Source organism: Citrobacter sp. Colony219, assembly GCF_019382635.1.
Classification (GTDB): Bacteria; Pseudomonadota; Gammaproteobacteria; order Enterobacterales; family Enterobacteriaceae; genus Citrobacter; species Citrobacter youngae.
The window spans coordinates 2,402,154-2,423,345 of the sequence record NZ_CP080033.1; the positions used below are offsets into that span (position 1 = coordinate 2,402,154).

General features: G+C 52.5%; 21 protein-coding genes. 12 read left to right on the plus strand and 9 right to left on the minus strand.

Translation table 11 applies throughout. From position 1 onward, the window contains the following. The 3 genes from ttrA to ttrB all read right to left on the minus strand — a co-directional run. Positions 1-2,811 (minus strand): tetrathionate reductase subunit TtrA (ttrA, locus tag JTI85_RS10600; RefSeq protein ID WP_255574747.1); only part of this gene is annotated, 2,811 nt, incomplete at its 3' end. Further along, positions 2,804-3,829 carry a tetrathionate reductase subunit TtrC gene (gene ttrC, locus JTI85_RS10605; protein WP_116360138.1) on the minus strand — a complete coding sequence of 342 codons (1,026 nt, stop codon included), beginning with the start codon at positions 3,827-3,829 and terminating at the stop codon, positions 2,804-2,806. The genes ttrA and ttrC, both read right to left, overlap by 8 nt. Then, positions 3,830-4,564 (minus strand): tetrathionate reductase subunit TtrB, encoded by a 735-nt coding sequence (gene ttrB, locus JTI85_RS10610; RefSeq protein ID WP_005122827.1) that lies wholly within the window; start codon positions 4,562-4,564, stop codon positions 3,830-3,832. Between the two features lie 227 nt (positions 4,565-4,791). On the opposite strand from ttrB, the gene ttrS reads away from it, so the two are divergent. The 9 genes from ttrS (at position 4,792) to ydhT (ending at position 13,743) form a co-directional block, all read left to right on the plus strand. After that, positions 4,792-6,525: a tetrathionate respiration histidine kinase TtrS gene (ttrS, locus tag JTI85_RS10615; RefSeq protein WP_121585484.1), complete on the plus strand. Its 1,734-nt coding sequence runs from the start codon at positions 4,792-4,794 to the stop codon at positions 6,523-6,525. Beyond that, positions 6,500-7,084, plus strand: a complete 585-nt coding sequence (ttrR, locus tag JTI85_RS10620; RefSeq protein ID WP_061067811.1) for a tetrathionate respiration response regulator TtrR — start codon at positions 6,500-6,502, stop codon at positions 7,082-7,084. The genes ttrS and ttrR overlap by 26 nt, the downstream gene beginning before the upstream one ends. 92 nt (positions 7,085-7,176) lie before the next feature. Continuing rightward, entirely contained in the window at positions 7,177-7,386 is a 210-nt protein-coding gene (gene fumD, locus JTI85_RS10625; RefSeq protein ID WP_040233753.1) for a fumarate hydratase FumD, read from the plus strand. A 498-nt stretch (positions 7,387-7,884) separates the two neighbouring features. Next, complete coding sequence (locus JTI85_RS10630) at positions 7,885-8,511, plus strand: ferredoxin-like protein (RefSeq protein WP_219351466.1); 627 nt, start codon at positions 7,885-7,887, stop codon at positions 8,509-8,511. A gap of 120 nt (positions 8,512-8,631) precedes the next feature. Further along, a complete protein-coding gene (locus JTI85_RS10635) occupies positions 8,632-10,734 on the plus strand; it encodes an aldehyde ferredoxin oxidoreductase (protein WP_048211827.1) in 2,103 nt (700 codons plus the stop codon). Between the two features lie 9 nt (positions 10,735-10,743). Beyond that, positions 10,744-11,412, plus strand: a complete 669-nt coding sequence (locus JTI85_RS10640; protein WP_142879774.1) for a YdhW family putative oxidoreductase system protein — start codon at positions 10,744-10,746, stop codon at positions 11,410-11,412. Between the two features lie 64 nt (positions 11,413-11,476). Continuing rightward, positions 11,477-12,145, plus strand: coding sequence for a 4Fe-4S dicluster domain-containing protein (locus tag JTI85_RS10645; RefSeq protein ID WP_048211825.1), 669 nt, complete (start codon positions 11,477-11,479; stop codon positions 12,143-12,145). After that, positions 12,142-12,927: a thiosulfate reductase cytochrome B subunit gene (phsC, locus tag JTI85_RS10650; protein ID WP_061067813.1), complete on the plus strand. Its 786-nt coding sequence runs from the start codon at positions 12,142-12,144 to the stop codon at positions 12,925-12,927. Before JTI85_RS10645 ends, phsC begins: the two co-directional genes overlap by 4 nt. Before the next feature lie 3 nt (positions 12,928-12,930). Next, entirely contained in the window at positions 12,931-13,743 is an 813-nt protein-coding gene (ydhT, locus tag JTI85_RS10655; RefSeq protein WP_061067814.1) for a protein YdhT, read from the plus strand. A gap of 9 nt (positions 13,744-13,752) precedes the next feature. On the opposite strand, the gene JTI85_RS10660 is transcribed toward ydhT, so the two are convergent. From JTI85_RS10660 to JTI85_RS10675, 4 genes are read right to left on the minus strand one after another with little or no spacing between them, the layout of a single operon-like run. Then, a complete protein-coding gene (locus tag JTI85_RS10660; protein WP_219351467.1) occupies positions 13,753-14,430 on the minus strand; it encodes an amino acid ABC transporter permease in 678 nt (225 codons plus the stop codon). Then, a complete protein-coding gene (locus JTI85_RS10665; protein ID WP_116360135.1) occupies positions 14,420-15,205 on the minus strand; it encodes an amino acid ABC transporter permease in 786 nt (261 codons plus the stop codon). Before JTI85_RS10665 ends, JTI85_RS10660 begins: the two co-directional genes overlap by 11 nt. Continuing rightward, positions 15,205-16,023, minus strand: a complete 819-nt coding sequence (locus JTI85_RS10670) for an amino acid ABC transporter ATP-binding protein (RefSeq protein ID WP_115602110.1) — start codon at positions 16,021-16,023, stop codon at positions 15,205-15,207. The genes JTI85_RS10665 and JTI85_RS10670 overlap by 1 nt, the downstream gene beginning before the upstream one ends. 1 nt (position 16,024) lies before the next feature. Beyond that, a complete protein-coding gene (locus JTI85_RS10675; protein WP_048211819.1) occupies positions 16,025-16,858 on the minus strand; it encodes an ABC transporter substrate-binding protein in 834 nt (277 codons plus the stop codon). Between the two features lie 248 nt (positions 16,859-17,106). On the opposite strand from JTI85_RS10675, the gene JTI85_RS10680 reads away from it, so the two are divergent. Next, positions 17,107-17,286, plus strand: a complete 180-nt coding sequence (locus JTI85_RS10680; protein WP_071887336.1) for a hypothetical protein — start codon at positions 17,107-17,109, stop codon at positions 17,284-17,286. Between the two features lie 117 nt (positions 17,287-17,403). After that, entirely contained in the window at positions 17,404-18,297 is an 894-nt protein-coding gene (locus JTI85_RS10685) for a LysR family transcriptional regulator (RefSeq protein WP_048211818.1), read from the plus strand. 46 nt (positions 18,298-18,343) lie between these two features. Here JTI85_RS10685 and JTI85_RS10690 read toward each other — a convergent pair whose 3' ends face one another. Continuing rightward, positions 18,344-18,484, minus strand: coding sequence for a hypothetical protein (locus JTI85_RS10690; RefSeq protein ID WP_086523654.1), 141 nt, complete (start codon positions 18,482-18,484; stop codon positions 18,344-18,346). Between the two features lie 417 nt (positions 18,485-18,901). Here JTI85_RS10690 and JTI85_RS10695 point away from each other — a divergent pair, with 417 nt between their 5' ends. Then, entirely contained in the window at positions 18,902-20,383 is a 1,482-nt protein-coding gene (locus tag JTI85_RS10695) for an APC family permease (protein WP_142879776.1), read from the plus strand. A gap of 92 nt (positions 20,384-20,475) precedes the next feature. Here JTI85_RS10695 and JTI85_RS10700 read toward each other — a convergent pair whose 3' ends face one another. Beyond that, the gene (locus tag JTI85_RS10700; protein WP_048211816.1) at positions 20,476-21,174 is read right to left on the minus strand and encodes a cache domain-containing protein; all 699 of its coding nucleotides are present in this window, start codon (positions 21,172-21,174) and stop codon (positions 20,476-20,478) included. Positions 21,175-21,192 lie beyond the last annotated feature (18 nt).

Here is a 21,192-nt window from a genome sequence, read left to right on the forward strand (position 1 = left end):
CGCTTGCACCTGCCCGCCCGGCGTGGTGATGCGAACGGTATCGCCGTGTGCTAAACCATACCGCTGACCATCCTGTGGATTGAGCGCCACCAGATTAACCGGCTTCAGATGATGCAGGCGCGGGATCACGGCCGACGCGCTGGACATGGTATTCGATTTAAAGGAAATCAGTTTCAACGGCCACTCTTGTTCCGGGAACAACTCCTCAACCGCACGTCCATCAGAGAGGCGCGAAGGATACCAAGCCGGACAGCCGCTGTAGCGCTCGCCGGTAATCGCATGACGGTGTGCAGCGACATCCGCATTCCATATTTGCAGCGGTTTTTCCCACGCATTGCCGACGCGGTTATCGACCCGACCACTGTTATCTGGCGCAAAACGGCCACCGCGCGAATAGATAAACGCCACGCGACTCACCTCATCGGTTTTTAACGTTTGGGTCATCACCGGCAAGATTCGTTGCACCCCGGTCAGCGCGATATCCTCTTCCCGTGCCTCCGCCACAGGCGTTTTGCCCATAAAAGCAATGTTGGCGGCCAGCCGCAGATAATAATCTTCGGCGCGGTTGAGCGGATACTGATTGCCCTGCGGGTCGGCAATGGCATTGTCACCAAAGCCGGGGAGACCAATGCGTTTTGCCACCGCGATGCAGAAAGCCTCCATTGAGACTGGTTGACCGTCAGCGGTCTGGCGGGTAGCGGGCCTGACCACGGGCCAGCGGGCGGTGGTGGCTTTGCTGGCCACGCCTGCCCACGGAGCGCTAAATCCCCAGCTTTCGAAGTTGTGGGTATCCGGTACGATGTAATCCGCCAGCGCGGTTGTTTCGTTCATGAACGCATCAATCGCGATAAACAGTGGCAAACGTGCAGGATCTTTTAGCTTTTCTTCTGCCACACCGCGTAAGCCCGCAATCCCATAAAACGGGTTGGTCATGTTGGAGATCCAGGCCTTTAGCGGATACGGATAACCTTCCAGTGCTGAAACCAGCAATTCGGTAAGCTGGCCTGCGACAAACGGATACCAGGGCGCTTTGGCCGGGAAGGGCGATTGCCCGGCGGCGACTTTGTTGAGGTACTCTTCGGAAGACTCATAGGCTGTCTTGCTGCGGGCGATGCTCAGACCTTTAGGTTTCACCTTCCCGGCAAAACTGTCCATATTGTAGCGCGGGCCGTCAGTTGCGCCGTTGAACTTACCGCCGCCGACGAACACGCCGCCTTCGAGGCTCAGGTTCCCGATCAACGCATTGAGCATCATTACCGACCAGGCATTATAAAAACCGTTACCCGCCATCATCCCACCGTGCGTGATCACTGCTGCTTTTCGTCCGTGACGGGTGAAAGCATCGGCCAGCGCGCCAATGTCTGCCTCAGAAACACCACACTGCTGGCTGTATTGCGCCATTGATAGTTTCTCAGCGGATTCTTTCAGACACTGGAAGCCACTTTTTACCGTGACCGTTTGCCCCCCGGCCAGCGTGACTTCACGGGAGATGAACAGTTGGGCACGTTGGCAACTGCTGGCGGCGACGATCTCTCCGGCTTCGTTAATGACTGTTGGTTCGTTGGCGGCGTCTGCGCGTAAATGCGCCAGCGTTAAATGCTGACCGGCGAGCGTTGGAATTTCATCGGTAATGACCAGATGGGTGGCGTTGGTCCAGCTTTTTTCCCCGGCCTGCTTCATGGCCTGTACGTCTGGAATAGCCAGGTAATCAGCGTTATAGCGCTGCTTTTCAATTATCCAGCGGATCATCCCCATCGCCAGAGCGGAGTCCGTCCCTGGGCGTACGGGCTGCCAGTGCCCACGATCGTCGGCAAGCACTGTCGTTAGCGGTAGGGCTGGTGCAACCACAACATAGCGGAAGTCATCACGTAAACGGGCACTGGCGAGTTGCCGTGCCTGGCGTTTAAACGGGTTGCCGGATTGTGCTGGAGACGTCCCCATAAACAACGCAAATTCGACATTATCCCAGTCGGGTTTTACGTGGGTATTTTTATCCAGATCGCCCATCAACGCGCCAGATCCGGCACGATAGGCCAGACCACAGTATGCGCCATGGGCACCGAAGTTTTTGCTGCCGAAACTGTTCAGGGCAAAGCGACGCAAAAATGTATCACGTCCTTCATCACTGGTATTGGTGACCAGTAGCTGATTGGATTTTGGGCCGAAACCGGGGTGTCGGGCATCAATCGGCGTATCGGGATCGTGGATCGCCCGCAGACCGTCAACGTGGCCTTCGCCAAACAGATCGCCGCCTTCCACCACTTCTTTGATCAGTTGCTCAAAGCTGATGCGCTGCCATTTGCCTTCCCCACGTTTACCCACGCGTTTCATTGGCTCCAGAATACGCAGTGGGCTGTACAGGCCTTCAAGTAACGTTGCACCGCGAGCGCAAGCGGTGGAGCGGGCATCAAGGCCGGTTTCGCCCGCCAGTTGTTCCATCGCGGCGGCAAAGGGAACAGAGGAGTCAATGTGGTGTTCGTGAGATAGCGGATGGTACGGGTTGCCCGCAATACGCAACACTTTGCCTTGTTCGTTATCAACACGGACACGCACGCCACATTGCGTCCAGCAGCCGAAACACTGCGTCATGGAGATCACCTGTTGCGGGTTCTGTTGCCAGCGCGTTTGGGCATGTGCTTCGGGGATGAGTGCATTACCAAAGATACGGTCACGGGTTATTTTTCCTGATGTTCCGTCAAGCAAACCATCAATCGCACGCTTTGCCACGTCCCGATAACTCAGGCCGAAGGTCACCATGCCCCCGACGGCTAGACCAACTTTAAGCCACTGACGACGAGTTAAATTAGCCATGTTGCATTCTCCTTGCGATCGCGTTCAGGGCTTCACGAACCATAATGATCAGTGCGACCCACAGGCCAAAAGTGCCAAGAATAGCCAGCCAGCCATCTGTGCCACCGGGCAGGGTATAGGGATTAAACTGGGCGTTAAATTTCGGTACGGTCTGTACCTGAATGAGTAATGTCCAGCGCATTAGCCAGCACAATGCCATTGCACTTATTGCCAGCGAAATACGTAATGGCAGTGATAACGGATGGCGTAACACCAGGGCGCAAACGCCCAGTGAGGTAACCCAAAGTGCAATCCAGCCGATGGCGTAATGTCGCGCGGAAGCCGCCACATCCAGCCACTGGCGAATTGCTGACCCCGATAGCGTGTTGCCACTAGCCCATATCACCACCACGATAGCCAGCGCGCACAGCGTGGCTATCTGTCCCCATGCCAGTTTGCGCGGTAATGTTGTCCCTGCGTTTTTCACCGTGGCGATAAGCAGGGCAAGGAACGTTTGCAGGGCACTGAGGAACATCGCTACCGGGAAGGCGTAGCTGAACCAGATCGGACGCGCCTCGACAATCGAGACCTCGCGACCTGTATAGACCAACAGTCCAATCGCCGATAGCGCACTTCCCACGGCCAACCATTTAGTGACGCTGTAACTTTTTGCGGTTAATCGCTTAACCTGTTGTGCGATAAACCACAGCCCTAAAAACCCGGTGAATAGCGGTAAAAACAGCGCGCCCCACGGCATCCACGACCATGGCGTCGGAAAGGCGTAGAAATGCCAGACACGAGCGGTCTGGTGTAAATCAGCGGTCAGCGCCAGCGGCGCGGTAATCGCGCAGGTCAGGGCGATTAACAGCGTCAGGTTTTCCAGTTCCGGCGTCTCTTGTTTGCGCCAGTGGATCACGCAGGCAAACAGTGCGGCGCAGGCGGCAATGCCGATAAAAAAGAAATATTGCACAGCCCAGGGTAACCAGCTTACGTCCTGTGGATGCGTCAGAACCTCTTCGATAATCAAGGTAGGGTTCATTTAAACCTCCTGCCAGAGCGCGGGCTGGGCACGCCCCATTAATGGTGTCACAAAGGCCTCATCCAGGCCCAGATAGAACACGTGCGGCGAGGTGCCACTTTCCGGTTTCAGGACCTTGATGGCGTCATGATGTTGTTGCAGCATTTGAGAAATCCGGCTGTGTGGATCCTTGATATCACCGATGATGCGCGCGCCGCCAACACACGACTCTACGCAGGCCGGGAGCAGGCCCGCTTCCAGTCGATGAACGCAAAAAGTGCATTTATCGGCGGTTTGCGTTTCATGGTTGATAAACCGTGCATCGTATGGGCAGGCCTGCACACAGTAGGCGCAGCCAACACAGCGTGTGTTGTCGACAACCACAATGCCATCTTCGCGCTGGAAGGTGGCCTGCACCGGACACACCGGCACGCAAGGGGGGTTATCACAATGGTTGCACAGGCGCGGCAGCAGGACGTTGGTGACGCTTTGCTGGCCTTCAAGTTGCACCTGATATTGATTAACGTTGGTACGAAACTCACCTTGCGGCGTCTGGTTTTCAATCGCGCAACTCACGGTGCAGGCCTGGCAGCCGATACATCGACGCAGATCGACCAGCATGCCGTAGCGATGCTGGGGCGATCCTTCATGCCGTTCAGGCGAAAAGGGAAACTGGGCCTGTGCGAGGGGAACCAGTGATGCGCCAGCGGTCAGGACGCCCAGTTGCTGGAGAAACTGCCGTTTACTGCTGTCCATATTTTCTCCCGTCACGATGCAACAACGAAACATTGGTCACGCCGTTGATTTGCGTGTGATGAATAAAGAATCTCAATGATTTACAGTGTAAAAATCGTGGCGGGGGCAGCTCTATTGTGGTTAACCACATACCCGGCTTGTTGTTGATCTAAAACAACATAATTGACAGGGATAATTCAGTGGGATGTAACGTCGTTCGATGTCTGACGCTATTGGCCTCCGTGTGGATGCTCGGCAGCGTGGCGTGGGCAGGTTCGTGGAATGTGGGTGTTTTGGCGATGCGTGGCGAGGTCTCTACACGTGCCCACTGGCAACCGCTGGAAACCCTGTTAAATCAGCAAATTCCGGGTGAACAGTTTCATATTCAACCGCTGGATCTGCAGCAGATGCAGGAGGCGGTTAACCGTGGAACCGTCCAGTTTGTGGTCACCAATCCGGCGCAATTCGTGCAGTTAAACAGCCATGCAGCGCTTCGCTGGCTGGCATCATTACGCTCCACTCGTGGCGGAAAGGCAACCAGCAACGTGATTGGCAGTGCGGTCCTCGTCAGGCGCGACAGTGGGATTGTGAATGCACATGATCTGATTGGTAAAACGGTAGGTGCCATTGATGCTCAGGCATTTGGCGGTTATTTGCTGGGATACAAAGCGCTCAGCGATGCGGGATTGCGCCCTGAACGTGATTTACATCTGACGTTTACCGGCTTTCCTGCCGATGCCTTGCTGTATTTATTACGTGAAAAAGCGGTTCAGGCGGTGATTGTGCCCGTGTGTCTGCTGGAAAAAATGGATGAAGAAGGGCTAATCCGCAAAGCGGACTTTAGGGCCGTGATTAGCTATCCAACGTCAATTCCTTGCGTAACCAGCACGCCGCTCTATCCTGACTGGTCGTTTGCTGCCTTGCCCGCGGTCAGTGATGAACTGGCCGATCGTGTCACGCGGGTACTGTTTAACGCGCCACAAAACGCTGTCTTTCGTTGGGGCGCGCCGGCCTCAACCCGCGAAGTAGAAGCTTTGCTGCGCGATGTCCGCCAGCACCCACAGCAGCGCCAATTGTGGCTGGATGTCAAAAGCTGGTTTATTCAACATCGTCTGGCCATGGGGGCGGCGGGTATCGTCCTGTTGTTGCTGACGCTGAATTACATCTGGGTCATGCTGCTGGTCCGCCGACGTGGAAGACTGCTTGAGCGTAATAATGTGCTGTTGCGTAAACAGGAACAGGCGCTGGAAACCGCGCGTCAAATGAGCGTGCTGGGCGAGATGACGTCCGGATTCGCTCATGAACTTAACCAGCCGCTTTCGGCTATCCGCCACTATGCACAGGGCTGTCTGATTCGTCTGCGCGGCCAGGATCAGCAGCATCCGTTGTTACCCGCCCTTGAACAGATTGACGAGCAGGCGCAGCGGGGCGCCGATACGCTACGCAATTTACGTCAGTGGGTCAGTCAGGCGCAGGGAAATCCGGTGATGACTGACGACTGGGAGCCCATTAACATTCATGATGCGATCCATCATGTCTGGCAGTTATTACGCATGGCACAGCAATTCCCGACGGTAGCGTTACAAACGCAGGTCGATAATTCGCTCACGGTTACACTGCCGACCGTTTTGCTGGAGCAGGTTCTGGCTAATCTGGTACTAAACGCGGCCCAGGCGGGGGCAAAAACGGTGTGGTTCTCAGCGTGCAGTGAGGAGCATGGTGTGCGTATCCTGGTGCAGGATAACGCCGGAGGGATCGACGATGCGCAGTTATATCAGGCATTCCAGCCCTTTATGACCACCCGTAAGGAAGGGATGGGACTCGGGCTGGCCATTTGTCAGCGACTGGTTCGCTATGCAAATGGCGACATTAGCATCAAAAATCACCCAGCGTCTGACGGTCTGGCGGGCGTAGCGGTGACATTACATTTTAAGCAAACACAGGAAGGAGGGCGTCGTGGCAATAATTCATCTGTTGGATGACGATGTAGCGGTTACTCAGGCCTGTGCATTTTTACTGGAAAGTATGGGGTATGAGGTACGCTGCTGGGAGCAGGGTGAAACATTTTTGGCTCAGGCCGATCTGCATCAGGTCGGCGTATTACTGCTGGATATGCGCATGCCGGTACTGGATGGACATGCCGTGCATGAAGCAATGCGTCAGCGCGAGAGCACCCTGGCGGTGGTATTTCTTACCGGGCATGGTGATGTGCCCATGGCGGTTGAACAAATGAAGCGCGGAGCCGTCGATTTCTTACAGAAGCCGGTTTCAGCCGCGCCGCTACAGGCTGCGCTGGAAAATGCTGTGCAGGCCTCGGTAGCGGCTTTTTCGCGACAGGAAATCGTTGCTTGCTATCAGCAACTTACCCCGAAGGAGCGAGAACTGGCGAATCTGGTTGCAAAGGGGTTGATAAATCGGGAAATCGCCGATGCCATGAATATTGCCGTTCGCACGGTTGAAGTGCATCGGGCGCGGGTGATGGAAAAAATGCGGGCCGGAAGCCTCGCCGAGCTGGTAAATCGACTTCAGCGGATCCAGTAAAATTTTGACATTTATTTGATTTTCATTGGATTTTGTCTAATTTGCTAGAGTGATATATGCTGTGGGTTTGAGTTAATGACGAGCGGGTGAATATGGGAAATCAGACCAAAGACGACGAGCTGTACCGCGAGATGTGCAGAGTAGTCGGTAAAGTAGTGCTGGAAATGCGCGATCTGGGGCAAGAGCCTAAGCATATCGTCATTGCTGGCGTACTGAGAACAACCCTCGCCAATCAGCGTGTGAAGCGCAGTGAGTTAGAAAAACAGGCCATGGAGACGGTGATTAAAGCGTTGGCCGGTTAATCCATAAAAGAGGGCGGTAGAATTATTCTGCCGTCCTCTTATTTTATTCTTCGTTATCTTCCAATAAATATAATTTAGTTCGGTCACTAAAATTACGCATTGCGCTATATATATAATTATATATCGAGTGGTATATAACACAATATTTGTGATTGCACTCCCAAATATTTTCATGCATATGAAATGTTATTTCAATCTCGCTTAATGATAATAAATATCACTCCACATTAATTATTTTCCTTCCGATTTTTAATTGATAACGATCAAGGTTACAGGGGGTGAATAACCACATTATTTATCTGCCTAACCCTAAAGGATTATACCCGAGTTTAGGGTATGGATTGATTCAGTTTAACCACCGTCATCTGTGCGATCAGGTTAGGGCAAAAATTCACGTGTTGTTGGCAACATTTATGGCCGATTTGACCTGATCTGCATTCATTAAAATTAGCCTGGATCTGTTGCTACTACAGCGTTTGCGAAGAGGATGCGAAATAAATGAACCAGGTTGATCGTCCATTTTTAGATTGTGGTTTAACGCGGCTTGAGTTTCTGCGTATATCAGGGAAGGGTCTGGCAGGATTAACGATTGCCCCCGCTCTGCTATCCCTTTTTGGTTGCAAGCAGGAAGATATCGATAGCGGCACCGTCGGACTTATCAATACGCCGAAAGGGGTGCTGGTGACTCAACGAGCCCGCTGTACTGGCTGCCACCGCTGTGAAATTTCCTGTACTAATTATAACGATGGTGCTGTTGGCACCTTCTTTTCCCGCATCAAAATTCATCGTAACTACTTCTTTGGCGATGATGGTGTTGGGTCCGGTGGCGGGTTGTACGGCGATTTAAACTACACCGCAGACACCTGCCGTCAGTGTAAAGCTCCCCAGTGCATGAAAGTTTGCCCGATTGGCGCAATTACCTGGAAACAGGAAGACGGTTGCATTGCCGTAGATCATAAACGCTGTATTGGCTGCAGTGCCTGTACCACGGCCTGCCCATGGATGATGGCGACCGTTAATACCGTAACGAAGAAATCGTCAAAATGTGTTTTATGCGGGGAATGCGCTAATGCTTGTCCGACAGGGGCATTAAAAATTATTGAGTGGAAAGATATTACTGTTTGATGGATAGCAGGGCTGCCTGATACGCGTCATTTAATGCCGGAAAATTGCAGTTTTTGAATAAAAGAACTGCCTGAAAGGTGGCGAGTATATCTATCGGACCTTCTTGCAAAGGAAAACATGATGGCTAATGGTTGGACAGGTAATATTTTACGGGTCAATCTCACCACGGGTAATATCACCGTTGAAGATTCCAGTAAATTTAAGAAATTTGTCGGTGGGATGGGCTTTGGCTATAAAATTATGTACGACGAAGTCCAGCCAGGCACCAAACCTTTTGATGAAGGAAATAAGCTGGTTTTCGCGACCGGGCCGCTAACCGGTTCGGGCGCGCCCTGCAGTTCTCGCGTTAATATCACCTCATTATCGACATTTACCAAAGGCAATTTAGTGGTCGATGCCCATATGGGCGGTTTCTTTGCCGCACAAATGAAATTCGCGGGTTACGACGCTATTATTATCGAAGGGAAATCACCTTCTCCGGTCTGGATCAATATCAAAGACGATAAGGTCAGCATCGAAAAAGCGGACTTCATATGGGGTAAGGGTACGCGCGCAACCACTGAAGAAATATGCCGTATCACCAGCCCGGAAACGTGCGTTGCAGCCATTGGTCAGGCGGGTGAAAACCTCGTTCCGCTTTCCTGCATGATTAATAGCCGTAACCACAGCGGCGGAGCCGGCACTGGCGCAGTCATGGGGTCGAAAAACCTGAAGGCCATTGCGGTAGAAGGGACCCAGGGGGTCAATATTGCCGATCGCAAAGAGATGAAGCGGCTTAATGACTACATGATGACCGAGCTAATCGGCGCCAACAACAACCATGTTGTGCCGAGCACGCCGCAGGCCTGGGCTGAATACTCTTCACCTAATTCGCGCTGGACGGCTCGCAAAGGGTTGTTCTGGGGCGCTGCGGAAGGAGGGCCAATCGAAACGGGGGAAATTCCACCGGGAAACCAGAATACGGTCGGTTTTCGTACCCATAAATCCGTGTTTGATCTCGGCCCGGCCGCTGAGAAGTATACCGTCAAAATGAGTGGCTGCCATTCATGTCCAATTCGCTGTATGTCGCAACTCAATGTTCCCCGTGTGAAAGATTTTGGTGTGCCGAGTACCGGCGGGAATACCTGCGTGGCGAACTTTGTACATACCACTATTTTCCCGAATGGGCCGAAAGATTTCGACGATAAAGACGATGGGCGCGTCGTAGGAAACCTGGTTGGCCTGAACCTGTTTGACGATTATGGCATCTGGTGTAACTACGGGCAGTTGCACCGTGACTTTACTTACTGCTACTCCAAAGGCGTCTTTAAGCGAGTGTTACCTGCGGCAGAGTATGCAGAGATCCGTTGGGATCAACTGGAAGCAGGCGATCCGAACTTTATCAAAGATTTCTACTATCGACTGGCGCATCGCGTGGGTGAACTCAGCCACCTGGCAGATGGTTCCTACGCGATTGCAGAACGCTGGAATCTGGGCGAAGAGTACTGGGGTTACGCGAAGAACAAACTATGGTCGCCGTTTGGTTTCCCTGTTCACCATGCGAACGAAGCCTCGGCGCAGGTGGGGGCGATCACCAACTGTATGTTCAACCGCGACTGTATGACGCATACCCATATCAACTTTATCGGCTCCGGTTTACCGCTGGCGCTACAGCGTGAAGTAGCGGGCGAACTGTTTGGTTCACAGGATGCCTACGATGAAACCAAAAACTATACCCCGATTAATGCCGCCAAAATCAAATACGCCAAATGGACGCTGCTGAAAGTCTGTCTGCACAATGCGGTTACGCTGTGTAACTGGGTCTGGCCAATGACGGTTTCACCACTGAAGAGTCGAAACTATCGTGGAGACCTCGATCTGGAAGCGAAATTCTTCCAGGCCGTAACGGGGGATGAAACAACTCAGGCGAGTCTGGATTTGGCCGCGGAGCGCATTTTTACCCTGCACCGTGCTTATACAGTCAAGTTGATGCAAACCATGGATATGCGTAATGAGCACGACCTGATCTGCTCCTGGGTGTTTGATAAAGATCCGAAGATCCCAGTCTTTACCGAAGGGACCGACAAGATGGACCGGGAAGATATGCGTCAGTCGCTAACGATGTTCTATCAGGAAATGGGCTGGGACCCGGCGTTGGGTTGCCCAACTCGCGACACCCTTCACCGCCTTGGCCTTGAGGATGTGGCAGCCGACCTGGCTGCACACAATCTGTTGCCGGCGTAAGGAACGCAGATGACGTACGTGAGTAACGACCTGGCCGCTGCAGAGGATGTGCATGGTGATGACGTGGATAGCCAAAAGAGACAGTGGCTGCACGCGTTACACCAGCCTGTCGCACACCAGAGTTCGTCATTAATTCAGGAACCCACCAGTCCGGAGTCGATAGTGGCGGATTTTATCCGCCAGCATTCTGCTTCAGGTCAACTGGTGGCACACAGCGTGTTTCTGTTGCCACCTTATTCGGTTCCTGAAAGTGACCTGGCTACGCTGCTGGACGCGATGTGTCAGCATGCATCCGACGCAGATATTCTCTGTATCCAGGGCTCAGAGGATACCTACTTCTACTCGACGCAAACCATGACGGCAAACTACGCCGAGATGTGTGTGCAGGTGGTGGAAAATGATATCTGCCGTGCCATTGCAGAAGCGGTACGTTTTGACTGCCAAACGTATCCTCGCCCCTATAAGGTCGCCATGCTGGCGCAGCCGCCATACCACTTTGCACCTGAGCAGGTTACGGCGGCGCTCACGGCAATGGAAACGCATCCTGATTATGCAGACATACGTGCTGTGGAATCGTCGAATGCGGAACCTTATCTGTTTAGCGAGCGCTTTATGAGTTACGGCAAAGCGTATGGCCTGTGCGAATGGCTTGAGGTTGAGCAGTATCAGAACCCCTGAATTTTTCAGGTTGATGTCATGGAACGTGTGGACGATCACTGTCACAGCATTAGAGGATAACCCGATGTCCTTCACCCGACGAAAATTTGTCATTGGCATGGGGACGGTGATTTTTTTCACCGGCCCAGGCCAAAACCTGTTAGCGAGTACGAAGAGTACTAAAAACGTTCGTTATGTCATGATCCACGACGAATCATTGTGCAACGGATGTAATATTTGCGCCCGAGCGTGCAGGAAAACGAATCATGTTCCTGTTCAGGGGAGTCGTTTATCAATAGCCCATATCCCGGTAACGGATAACGATAACGAAACGCTGTATCACTATTTTCGTCAGTCCTGTCAGCATTGTGACGATGCCCCCTGCATTGAGGTGTGTCCGACCGGTGCTTCCTGGCGAGATGAAAACGGGATTGTGCGAGTCGATACCTCCCGTTGTATCGGCTGCAGTTACTGCATTGGCGCATGTCCGTATCAGGTACGCTATCTCAACCCACAAACCAAAGTGGCGGATAAATGCGACTTCTGCGCCGAATCACGTCTGGCGAAAGGTTTCCCGCCAATTTGCGTCAATTCTTGTCCAGAACACGCGTTGATTTTTGGCCGTGAGGACAGCCCGGAAATTCAGACCTGGTTGCGGGAAAACAAGTACTACGAATATCAACTTGCAGGCGCCGGGAAGCCCCATCTGTATCGTCGGTTCGGTCAACATTTGATTAAAAAGGATAATGTATGAACGCGTCGCAGAATGCCGAACAGTTTCACGCACAGCTTGCGCAGTACGTCCCAATGTTTTCGCCGGATTACTGGCCTGTCTGGTTGGTTTTCGCCGGGTTAATGCTGGTGGGGATGTGGCTGGTGCTGGCACTCCACGCAATGTTGCGCTTTCGTTCAGCGAATAAAGCGTCTGCAGGACACGGAGAGAAGGTCTATTTATACTCGAAAGCTGTCCGTTTGTGGCACTGGTCGAATGCGCTATTATTTCTGTTGCTGCTGGCCAGCGGCCTGCTAAATCATTTCACTGCGGTCAGTGCCCCAGTGATGAAAAGCCTGCTGACTGTGCATGAGGTCTGTGGCTTTTTGCTGCTTGCCTGCTGGATTGGTTTTGTCCTGATTAACCTGATTGGGGGGAACGGGCATCACTATATTATTCAGCGTCAGGGCTGGATCGGCCGGGCGCAGAGGCAGACGCGATTTTACCTGTTTGGCATTATGCAGGGCGAAGCGCATCCATTCCCGGCATCAACGCGTTCGAAATTCAATCCGTTACAGCAGGCGGCGTATGTCGGCGTGATGTACGGTTTGCTGCCGCTACTGCTGATCTCCGGGTTGCTATCCCTGTACCCACAGGCTGTGGGCGATCTGTTCCCTGGCGTACGTTACTGGTTGCTGCAGGCGCACTTTGCGCTGGCTGTCGTGAGCGTGTTTTTCATTTTTGGACATCTTTATCTCTGCACCACAGGACGCACACCGGGCGAAACCTTTAAGTGCATGGTGGATGGCTATCACCGGCATTAAGAGATGATGATTACGCGTGGTGACTTACGGGCCTGGCGCGTCGGGCCCGTGATGTATCGCTGGTTTCTGCGTGCGTTTCCTGAAGGAGGCAGCTATGCGGAGGTGCACCGTGCACTCCAGCAGGAAGGGTATAGTGACTGGGCAGATAGCCTCGTGGAATACGGCTGGTCAAGATGGCAGGATGAAGAGAATTTTGTCCAGCAGGATATCTGTGCGATGGGCCGTGTTGTCTGTCCACAGACGGCAGACGACAACGGTAAACAATTGGCGAGCGCGGCTGATGGCGACAGTCTCGGTAGCGCGGGCGATAACATTAAAATCGTCAGCGCCGGGTACGCCGCGCAGATTGCCAGTGCAGGTTACAGCGCACGTATTGGCTGCGTGGGTTATAACGCTCATGTTGCCAGCTCCGGTGAGCGTGGCCGTATTGCCATCGCGGGAAACTCCACACGAGTCAGTAGTGTGGGAGGCGGTACACGAATGGCCAGTACGGGTATGCGGGTGCGCATCAGTTCGCTGGGTGACAGAAGTCGTATCGCCAGCAGCGGTGATTTAACCCAGATAGCCAGTTTTGGCGCAGAGTCGAAAATCGCCAACTGCGCGGACAACGTGCAGATCATGGCCAACGGAGAAAACACTGTTATTGCCAGTACTGGCGTGGTCGATTCAATAATTCTCGGCCCCGGCGGATGCGCGGCTCTTGCCTATCACGACGGTAAGAGAATGCGCTTTGCGGTGGCTATTGAGGGTGAAAATAACATTCGCGCAGGGGTGAAGTATCGGCTCAACGAAGACCATCAATTTGTGGCATGTTGAGCCGTGTTGCTATTTCAACGCGAACCGACGCTGAGTGATCTTCTCCAGGCTAAAGCACAGCAGGTAATAGACCAGTCCGGTAAAGACAAAAATGGCCGCCGGGTAAATTTGTACCCGGTTGTTAACCTGACCCGCAACCGTCGTGAGTTCAGGTACGTTGACGATAAATGCCAGCGACGTGTCCTTGAGTAGCCCGATAAAAATCCCCGTTAGCGAGGGCAGTACGTTGCGCAGAACCTGTGGCAACAGAATTAACCAGAGCGCCTGGAGCGGACGAAACCCCTGAACGATGGCCGCATCATACTGACCGCCTGGCAGCGCAGTGATACCCGCGTACACAGAATGCATCACCGAGGCGGCGGTAAACCAGGCCAATGCCAGCGTAACGGTTATGGCTCCCGGTAAATCACTGCCTGTGAGCATGGGCAACAGATACCACATCCAGAAAATCACGAAGATTAACGGAATACCACGAATAAACTCTGCCCAGATAAACAGCCCCTTACGTATCGCCCCAGGAAAACGCCAGGCACAGCAGGCGAGTGCGATCCCAGCGGGAAGCGCCAGTGCCGCTGCGCCAATCGCCATCAACAGCGTGAGCAGAACGCCCCCCGGTTGCCCCTCTGTGACCCGCCCCCACAGGAGGTAGTCCAGATTGTCGGTAATAACCGAAATATTAGCGATCATGCAGTAGGCTCCTGAAACGGAATATGCGTGTTTTACGCGCCAACGGTTTACCTGCTGCAGACACAGGACCAAGACGGGTTAACAACATCCCCAGTACAATGCCGGTCAGCAGGTAGAGTGCCGTGCCGACGGCAAAGGCTTCCAACGCATGGGCGTTATAGCTTTCAATTTGCCGTACCTGGTATGTCAGTTCTGCAAAGCCAATGCCGCTGGCCAATGAAGACAGCTTCATCAGATTAAGATATTGCCCCACGATCGGCTGCCAGGCATTTGCCAGCCCCTGAGGGAGCAGGATGTGACGAAACGTCGCCCATGACGAAAACCCCTGTGCTATGGCTGCCTCGCGCTGCCCGCCAGAAACAGCCTGTAAACCGGAGGCGACCTCTTCGACCAGAAAGGCCGAGGTAAAGACACCCAGTCCCCATGCGGAGCAGAGAAACTCCGGCGTTAACCACCAGACATCCCCCGGCAGAATGGACCAGGAGTGTTCCGCATTAATGAAGGTAATCACGTCGCGAGGAAGGAGATTCCATGCAGCGAAGTACCAGAACATCAGTTGGACGAGTAAAGGAGTATTGCGAAAAACAGAGACCCACACGCTGACTATGGTGGTCGCAAAGCGCTGTCCTGTCAGGCGCAGGCTGAGCAGAAAGATGGCAAACACCGTGGCGAGTACCACGCCGGCTAGCGTGACCCAAAGTGTGGTCAGAAAACCGGAGATTATCCATTGCAGAGGTTGCCCGCTCAGCACCCCCTGCCAGTCCATTGCATGCATTATAACGATGACTCCTGGTGTAACGGGTCGAGCACTTTTTTCAGAAAACGTTGGGTCCTGGGGTGCTGAGGGCGAGTGAAAAACGCCTCAGGAGGTGCGACTTCGAGAATATCGCCGCCATCAATAAACACCACACGATCGGCAATCTCCCTGGCGAAATGCATTTCATGGGTCACGACAATCATGGTAATACCGCTATGAGCCAGACGCTTCATGACCTGCAACACTTCGCCAATCATTTCTGGATCCAGCGCGGAGGTGGGTTCATCAAACAGGATGATTTGCGGCGAGGAGGCCAGCGCGCGGGCGATAGCAACACGTTGTTGCTGCCCGCCGGAAAGTTGGGCGGCATACGCATCGGCTTTCTCAGCTAATCCTACCTGTTCCAGCAGTTCAAGTGCCCGTTGCTCAGCATCCGTTTTTTTCCAACCGTGAACATATTCCAGCGCCAACGTGATGTTCTGCTGTGCCGTCAGGTGGGTGTAGAGATTGAATTGCTGGAACACGAAACCAATCCGGCTGCGAAGCTGACGCAATGTGGGGCCGCGCAGCTGACCGATTGGTTTGTCATCAATAAAAATATCGCCGCCGCTCAGTGACTCCAGTTGGTTTATCAGGCGAATAAGCGTCGACTTTCCTGAGCCAGAAGGCCCGAGAATGGTGACGACTTCGCCCGGTTCAACCGACAGGCTGACGCCGTTAAGCACGGTATGATTGTCATAGTGTTTTATGACATTACGCAGTTCAACACGCGCCTGGCGCAGATGCGTAAAATCCGCAGCCGAAGCTGCGGGACGATTAAAAAGGCCTGAGAGCATATTACTTCGCTTCTATTTTGAAGGCGCGGGGCTGTGGATTTTTGGTTTGCGGACCAAACCAGACATCATAAATTTTGGCTGCCTGCCCGGTTGACTCGAGCTTTAATAGCTCGTCATTCACGGCCTTCAACAGCGCAGGTTCACCTTTTTTCACACCCACACCAATTTCTTCTTTGCTCAACAGGTCGGGCAAAATTTTGAAATCTGCTTTATCCGGCGCACCGCCTAACAACCCTGCCAGAATGGTGCTGTCCTGGGTGATCGCCTGGACATTACCATTACGCAGTGCGGTTAATGCCAGCGGAATATCGTCATAGGCCAGCACACGTGATTGTGGAAAACGCTGATGCAACGCCTGCTCACCTGTCGTCCCTTTCACCGCACCGATACGGGCCTTACTGTAGTCATCAAGCTTATCCGGCGATTTTGCCGGAACGAGGAATTGCTGTCCGGTAACGAAGTAAGGGGCGGAAAAATCGATAACCTGTGCACGCTCAGGTGTAATCGTGATATCCGCTACGATTAAATCGGCCTTACCGGACTGCAATAACGGTATACGGTTAGCCGGATTGGTGGCGACCAGTTCCAGTTTAACGCCAAGTGATTTAGCCAGCGCTTCAGCGAAATCAACGTCGTAGCCGACAATTTTATGTGTTTTTGCATCAATAGAGCCGAACGGTGGATTGGCGTCAAAGGTGGCGATTTTTACCACGCCTGCGGCTTTGATATCGGCCAGTTGATCGGCCTGAGCGTATGACGCGGCAATGCCTGACGCCAGCAGGACACTGAGTGCCAGCCATGTTTTTTTTGTGCTGTGAATCGTCGTTGCCATCATTTTCTTTGAATCCCTGTTGTTTTGGTTTGTGCTTTTTACGCTCCCATAACTTGCGGCGGTGACCAAATAAGAAAAAATTCTTATCTATATACAAAATGGTATTAGTGAAAAGGGTGTTAACTGCGGGTGAAAATAATGAAAAACTGAAATGCAAAATAGCGCACAACGTTGGCAAAAATTCGCATTTCATTTTTTACGCATTCTGCGCTGGAATAAGTTGAGCCCAACAGACAGCGGAGGCGGAGAAGATGAACGGGGTTAAATATCTTTGGTTGCGTATAAAGAATCGACATCCACAGACTCCACAACATAGTGCGGAACGAAATCTTCAGCGTGTTGTGGAGTCTGTTCTTCCTGCCGCCAGCCTGTATGGGGTGGATATCGCCAACATTGATCCGGAGTGGTTCCGTGATAAAACAACACGCTGAACTTCGCCTGACGCGCGAAATGTACTGGAATGAAGTGTGCAAAATGAGCAGAAATACTACTGAATCTCAATTCTGATCTGTAACATACATCGAAACAGGTCTGGATTGGGAACAAGCATGCTGCGTGATAATTTTAACGATCTCTATTATCTCATTGTCGTTGCCCGTGAACGCAGTTTTACCCGCGCCGCAGCGAAGTTAGGGGTCTCGCAGTCAGCATTAAGCCATGCCATTCGCGGGCTTGAGGAGCGACTGGATGTCAGATTGCTGACCCGTACCACGCGAAGCGTCGCGCCAACCGAAGCCGGAGAACGGCTTATCAACAGTATCAGTCCGCGTTTCGATGACATTGAGTCGGAGCTACTGGCATTAACCGATATTCGCCAGCGCGTGGCGGGGAATATCCGTCTGACGCTCGGGGAACATGCGTTGCAATCGACCGTCTGGCCTGCACTACAGCCGTTTTTGCAGGCGTATCCTGATGTAAATGTGGAAATGACCATCGACAACAGCCTGACGGATATCGTGACGGGACGCTATGATGCCGGTATCAGGCTTGGCGAGCAGGTGGCCAAAGATATGGTTGCTGTCAGGATTGGTCCCGACTGGCGCATGGTTGTGGTGGGATCCCCCGCCTATTTTGCCCGCCATGGCAAACCGCAAACCCCGCATGATTTACAGAATCATAACTGTATCAATATGCGCATGCCGACCCTGGGCGGGCTGTATGCCTGGGAGTTTGCCAAAAATGGGCAGGATCTCCGCGTGCGGGTAGAAGGGCAGCTTATTTTTAACAATCTTCCACCGCGTATCAGTGCGGCGATTTCGGGCATGGGCCTGGCATTTGTACCGGAAGACACCGTCGAGCAGGCGGTAGCAGAGGGAGCGCTGGAAAAAGTGCTGGAAGACTGGTGTGAACCTTTTCCCGGTTATTACCTGTACTATCCCAGCCGTAGACAACATACCGCAGCCTTTGCTCAGCTGATTGAGGCGTTGCGTTATACGGCGTGAAGCGCAGGCTGACTATAAAAAAACCGGCATTGAGCCGGTTCAGAAATTAGATTTTGCAGGCATCGCCGCAGTCGTTATCAGCAATCATTTCCTGCGCTTTTTTGTCCGCATCTTCCAGACGTTCAGCATTACGCTCTTGCGCTTCTTCCAGCCCATCAAAGACCAGATTATCGAGATCAATTTCCATCATTCACCTGCCAGGTTCAGCGTTTAACATCATTCCATTATATTGCAAAAATGTTGCTGAACAGCAGCGATTATTGCTACTAAGCACGTTCTTATACCAGGTCAGCGTATTTTTCCGGCAGCGTATCCCACAGATGGCGGTTCGCTTCCAGCAGCAGACGGTGCTGCTCAACGGCGTGCGCGTTTTCCCGTGCCCCGCGCGACATCAGCGTCCAGGCCTCCAACGCTGAAAACCTCTCGTCATTCACTCGTTATGTTAATTAAATGTTATTAAATCGAGTCGAGCCCTTGTTTATTCAGGAACGTGATGTGCGATTTGTTTTAACAAATATGCGACAAAATCACTATACATATAACTTAATATCTTTTATACATTAATTGTTCAACCCTGCGACTATTCCACAAAAGAGAAAGCAATATGGAACAGACTCCTGATAAGAAAAACGATAATTTTCAAAAAGATGGCAAAGAACAGTTCAACCGCTCGATCGGGCTTATTTCAAATTTTGCGTTGGGTTTTACCTACCTGTCACCGCTCACCGCTGTTTATTCGCTGTTCGCGTTGGCAGTGACGCTGGCGGGACCACCCGCGGTGTGGTGGATTTTAATCGTCGCGTGTGGGCAGTTGTTAGTCGCCCTGGTGTTTGGTGAGGTTGCGTCTCAATATCCGATCACCGGGGGGCTGTATCCCTGGGCGAGAAGGTTGTGGGGTAAGAAATATGCGTGGATCGCCGCCTGGATCTACCTGTGGGCGCTGGTGGTGACGATTACCTCGATCGCGGAATATACATCAACATTTGTTGAATCACTCTTTCATTATGGCCAGACACCCGCCACCATGCTGGTGACCTCCGTCTTGCTGCTGCTTTTGATGATGGCCGTCAATATGTCCGGGACCAGGAATCTGGCCAGGGTCGCCAAAATTGGTTTCTGGTGTGAAATCGTCAGCGTGATTGCGCTGGGTATTTATCTGCTGATTTTCCACCGTTCACAGCCTTTCTCCGTCATCTTTGATTCGATGGGGGTACTGGCACATGACGGAAGTTATTCCACCGCCTTTATGTCTGCCGCGCTGATGGGCCTGTTTATGTTCTTTGGCTTCGAGGCGTGCGGTAACGTTGCAGAGGAAGTGCAAAATCCAAGCAAAAAAATTCCGGTAGCCATGATTTTAAGTATCGTGTTTGGCGCGATCTCCGCCATTATCTCCGTCATGGGCTATCTGCTGGCGTCACCGAACCTGGTGAGTATCGTGAATGGCAAAACCGCCGATCCGATCCCGGCAATCCTCAATGAAGCGCTGGGGGAAACCGGTGCGACGGTCTTTATCGTTGTCGCTATTATCGCGATGCTGTCGTGCATTCTGTCTCTGCAAGCGGCGTTAAGTCGTCTTATCTTTTCTTTCTCCCGCGACAGAATGCTGCCGGGCAGCGAGTGGATGGCCAAAATTTCCAAAAATGGTGTCCCGGATAATGCCATGGTCGTCAGCTGCGTGTTGCCGGTTATCATTTGTGTCTGGGTCTATTTCCAGCCAGATAACTTATCGCGTATCACCGCATTTGCTGTGATCGGTATTTATATTTCATTCCAGATGGTGGTACTGGCCGCGCTGCGTCAACGTCTGAAAGGCTGGAAACCCGCCGGAGAGTGGACGATTGGTGGTTGGGGCGTGATTGCAAACGTGCTGGCATTAGCTTACGGCCTGTGTGGGATCTGGTTACTGGCGCAGCCAGCTGACAGCAGTGATTTCATCGACCGTTGGACAGTACTGTTTGGTCTGGCGATTGTGGTAGGTTCAGGATTGATCTACATGTTCCTTACCCGACCTTTTGGCCGCTCGGCTGCACCGGAAAACGATGCTATTGCCTATGCCACGAAGCTCAATATAGGGCAGGATAACTAAAACTAAGGGCCTTCGGGCCCTTAATTTCGAACGCTTTGCGCGCCGGATACAACGCTGGCATCCTTATCCGGTAACGCTCAGCCTTGAATGGACTATTTCTGGTAGTGATAAAGGATAAAGTAGTCGCTTTGATACACCACCGTGCTGTGGGCTGGTGACAATAATTCACCGACGCGAAAGCGCGGCCAACTGGAAAAGATGATCCGGTTTTCCAGATTGGTCAGAATGACATAATCAGGGTGAGGGCAGGAGAGCAGTTCGGCTTCTATCTGACTGACCAGCAGATCGACGGCGGCGACGCCGAGGAACTGATCATGATAGTAAACCGGAACCGCTGAGGTTAGGGTATAGGAGATGTTACAGATATAGTCGACATACGGGCCATGGATGTACGCTTCACCTGCCGGAGGCGAATGCTTAAACCACTCAAAGGTTCTGAAATCCAGTCGCTGTTGCGTCGCCTGATCCAAATCCAGATGTGCCTGACTCAATCCATTATCTTTCTTATACCACCATTCCAGCAGCCAATATTCTTTGGTGGTTTCTGTACTCTCAATATGGCTGGCGAAACCTGCGCCCGAGCAGTAGTGATTGTTGTTCAGTGTGCTCTTGATGTGTTGCTGAACCGTTGATCTGACAGCGGGGTCGAGGACAACTTCGGCAGAGCCTTTTTGCACACCGGCAATGGCCTCGTGAATGCTCCTCGCCAGCGCAACGGTAGACTCTACGGTAGAGGCGGTAATATCATCAATTTTACGGATTAATGCGCTTAAGGATGTCGAAGAGCTCATGGTCTGTCCTGCCTTCAC

Excerpts from the sequence above, each read along its gene's own strand:
- JTI85_RS10690 (WP_086523654.1), bottom strand. The coding sequence starts at position 18,484 with ATGGAAATTGATCTCGATAATCTGGTCTTTGATGGGCTGGAAGAAGCG.
- JTI85_RS10680 (WP_071887336.1), top strand. The coding sequence starts at position 17,107 with ATGAACGGGGTTAAATATCTTTGGTTGCGTATAAAGAATCGACATCCA.
- JTI85_RS10670 (WP_115602110.1), bottom strand. The coding sequence starts at position 16,023 with ATGCTCTCAGGCCTTTTTAATCGTCCCGCAGCTTCGGCTGCGGATTTT.
- ttrC (WP_116360138.1), bottom strand. The coding sequence starts at position 3,829 with ATGAACCCTACCTTGATTATCGAAGAGGTTCTGACGCATCCACAGGAC.
- phsC (WP_061067813.1), top strand. The coding sequence starts at position 12,142 with ATGAACGCGTCGCAGAATGCCGAACAGTTTCACGCACAGCTTGCGCAG.
- JTI85_RS10675 (WP_048211819.1), bottom strand. The coding sequence starts at position 16,858 with ATGATGGCAACGACGATTCACAGCACAAAAAAAACATGGCTGGCACTC.
- ydhT (WP_061067814.1), top strand. The coding sequence starts at position 12,931 with ATGATGATTACGCGTGGTGACTTACGGGCCTGGCGCGTCGGGCCCGTG.
- ttrB (WP_005122827.1), bottom strand. The coding sequence starts at position 4,564 with ATGGACAGCAGTAAACGGCAGTTTCTCCAGCAACTGGGCGTCCTGACC.
- JTI85_RS10665 (WP_116360135.1), bottom strand. The coding sequence starts at position 15,205 with ATGCATGCAATGGACTGGCAGGGGGTGCTGAGCGGGCAACCTCTGCAA.
- JTI85_RS10645 (WP_048211825.1), top strand. The coding sequence starts at position 11,477 with ATGTCCTTCACCCGACGAAAATTTGTCATTGGCATGGGGACGGTGATT.
- JTI85_RS10630 (WP_219351466.1), top strand. The coding sequence starts at position 7,885 with ATGAACCAGGTTGATCGTCCATTTTTAGATTGTGGTTTAACGCGGCTT.
- JTI85_RS10700 (WP_048211816.1), bottom strand. The coding sequence starts at position 21,174 with ATGAGCTCTTCGACATCCTTAAGCGCATTAATCCGTAAAATTGATGAT.
- ttrS (WP_121585484.1), top strand. The coding sequence starts at position 4,792 with ATGCTCGGCAGCGTGGCGTGGGCAGGTTCGTGGAATGTGGGTGTTTTG.
- JTI85_RS10640 (WP_142879774.1), top strand. The coding sequence starts at position 10,744 with ATGACGTACGTGAGTAACGACCTGGCCGCTGCAGAGGATGTGCATGGT.
- JTI85_RS10635 (WP_048211827.1), top strand. The coding sequence starts at position 8,632 with ATGGCTAATGGTTGGACAGGTAATATTTTACGGGTCAATCTCACCACG.
- fumD (WP_040233753.1), top strand. The coding sequence starts at position 7,177 with ATGGGAAATCAGACCAAAGACGACGAGCTGTACCGCGAGATGTGCAGA.
- JTI85_RS10685 (WP_048211818.1), top strand. The coding sequence starts at position 17,404 with ATGCTGCGTGATAATTTTAACGATCTCTATTATCTCATTGTCGTTGCC.
- JTI85_RS10660 (WP_219351467.1), bottom strand. The coding sequence starts at position 14,430 with ATGATCGCTAATATTTCGGTTATTACCGACAATCTGGACTACCTCCTG.
- JTI85_RS10695 (WP_142879776.1), top strand. The coding sequence starts at position 18,902 with ATGGAACAGACTCCTGATAAGAAAAACGATAATTTTCAAAAAGATGGC.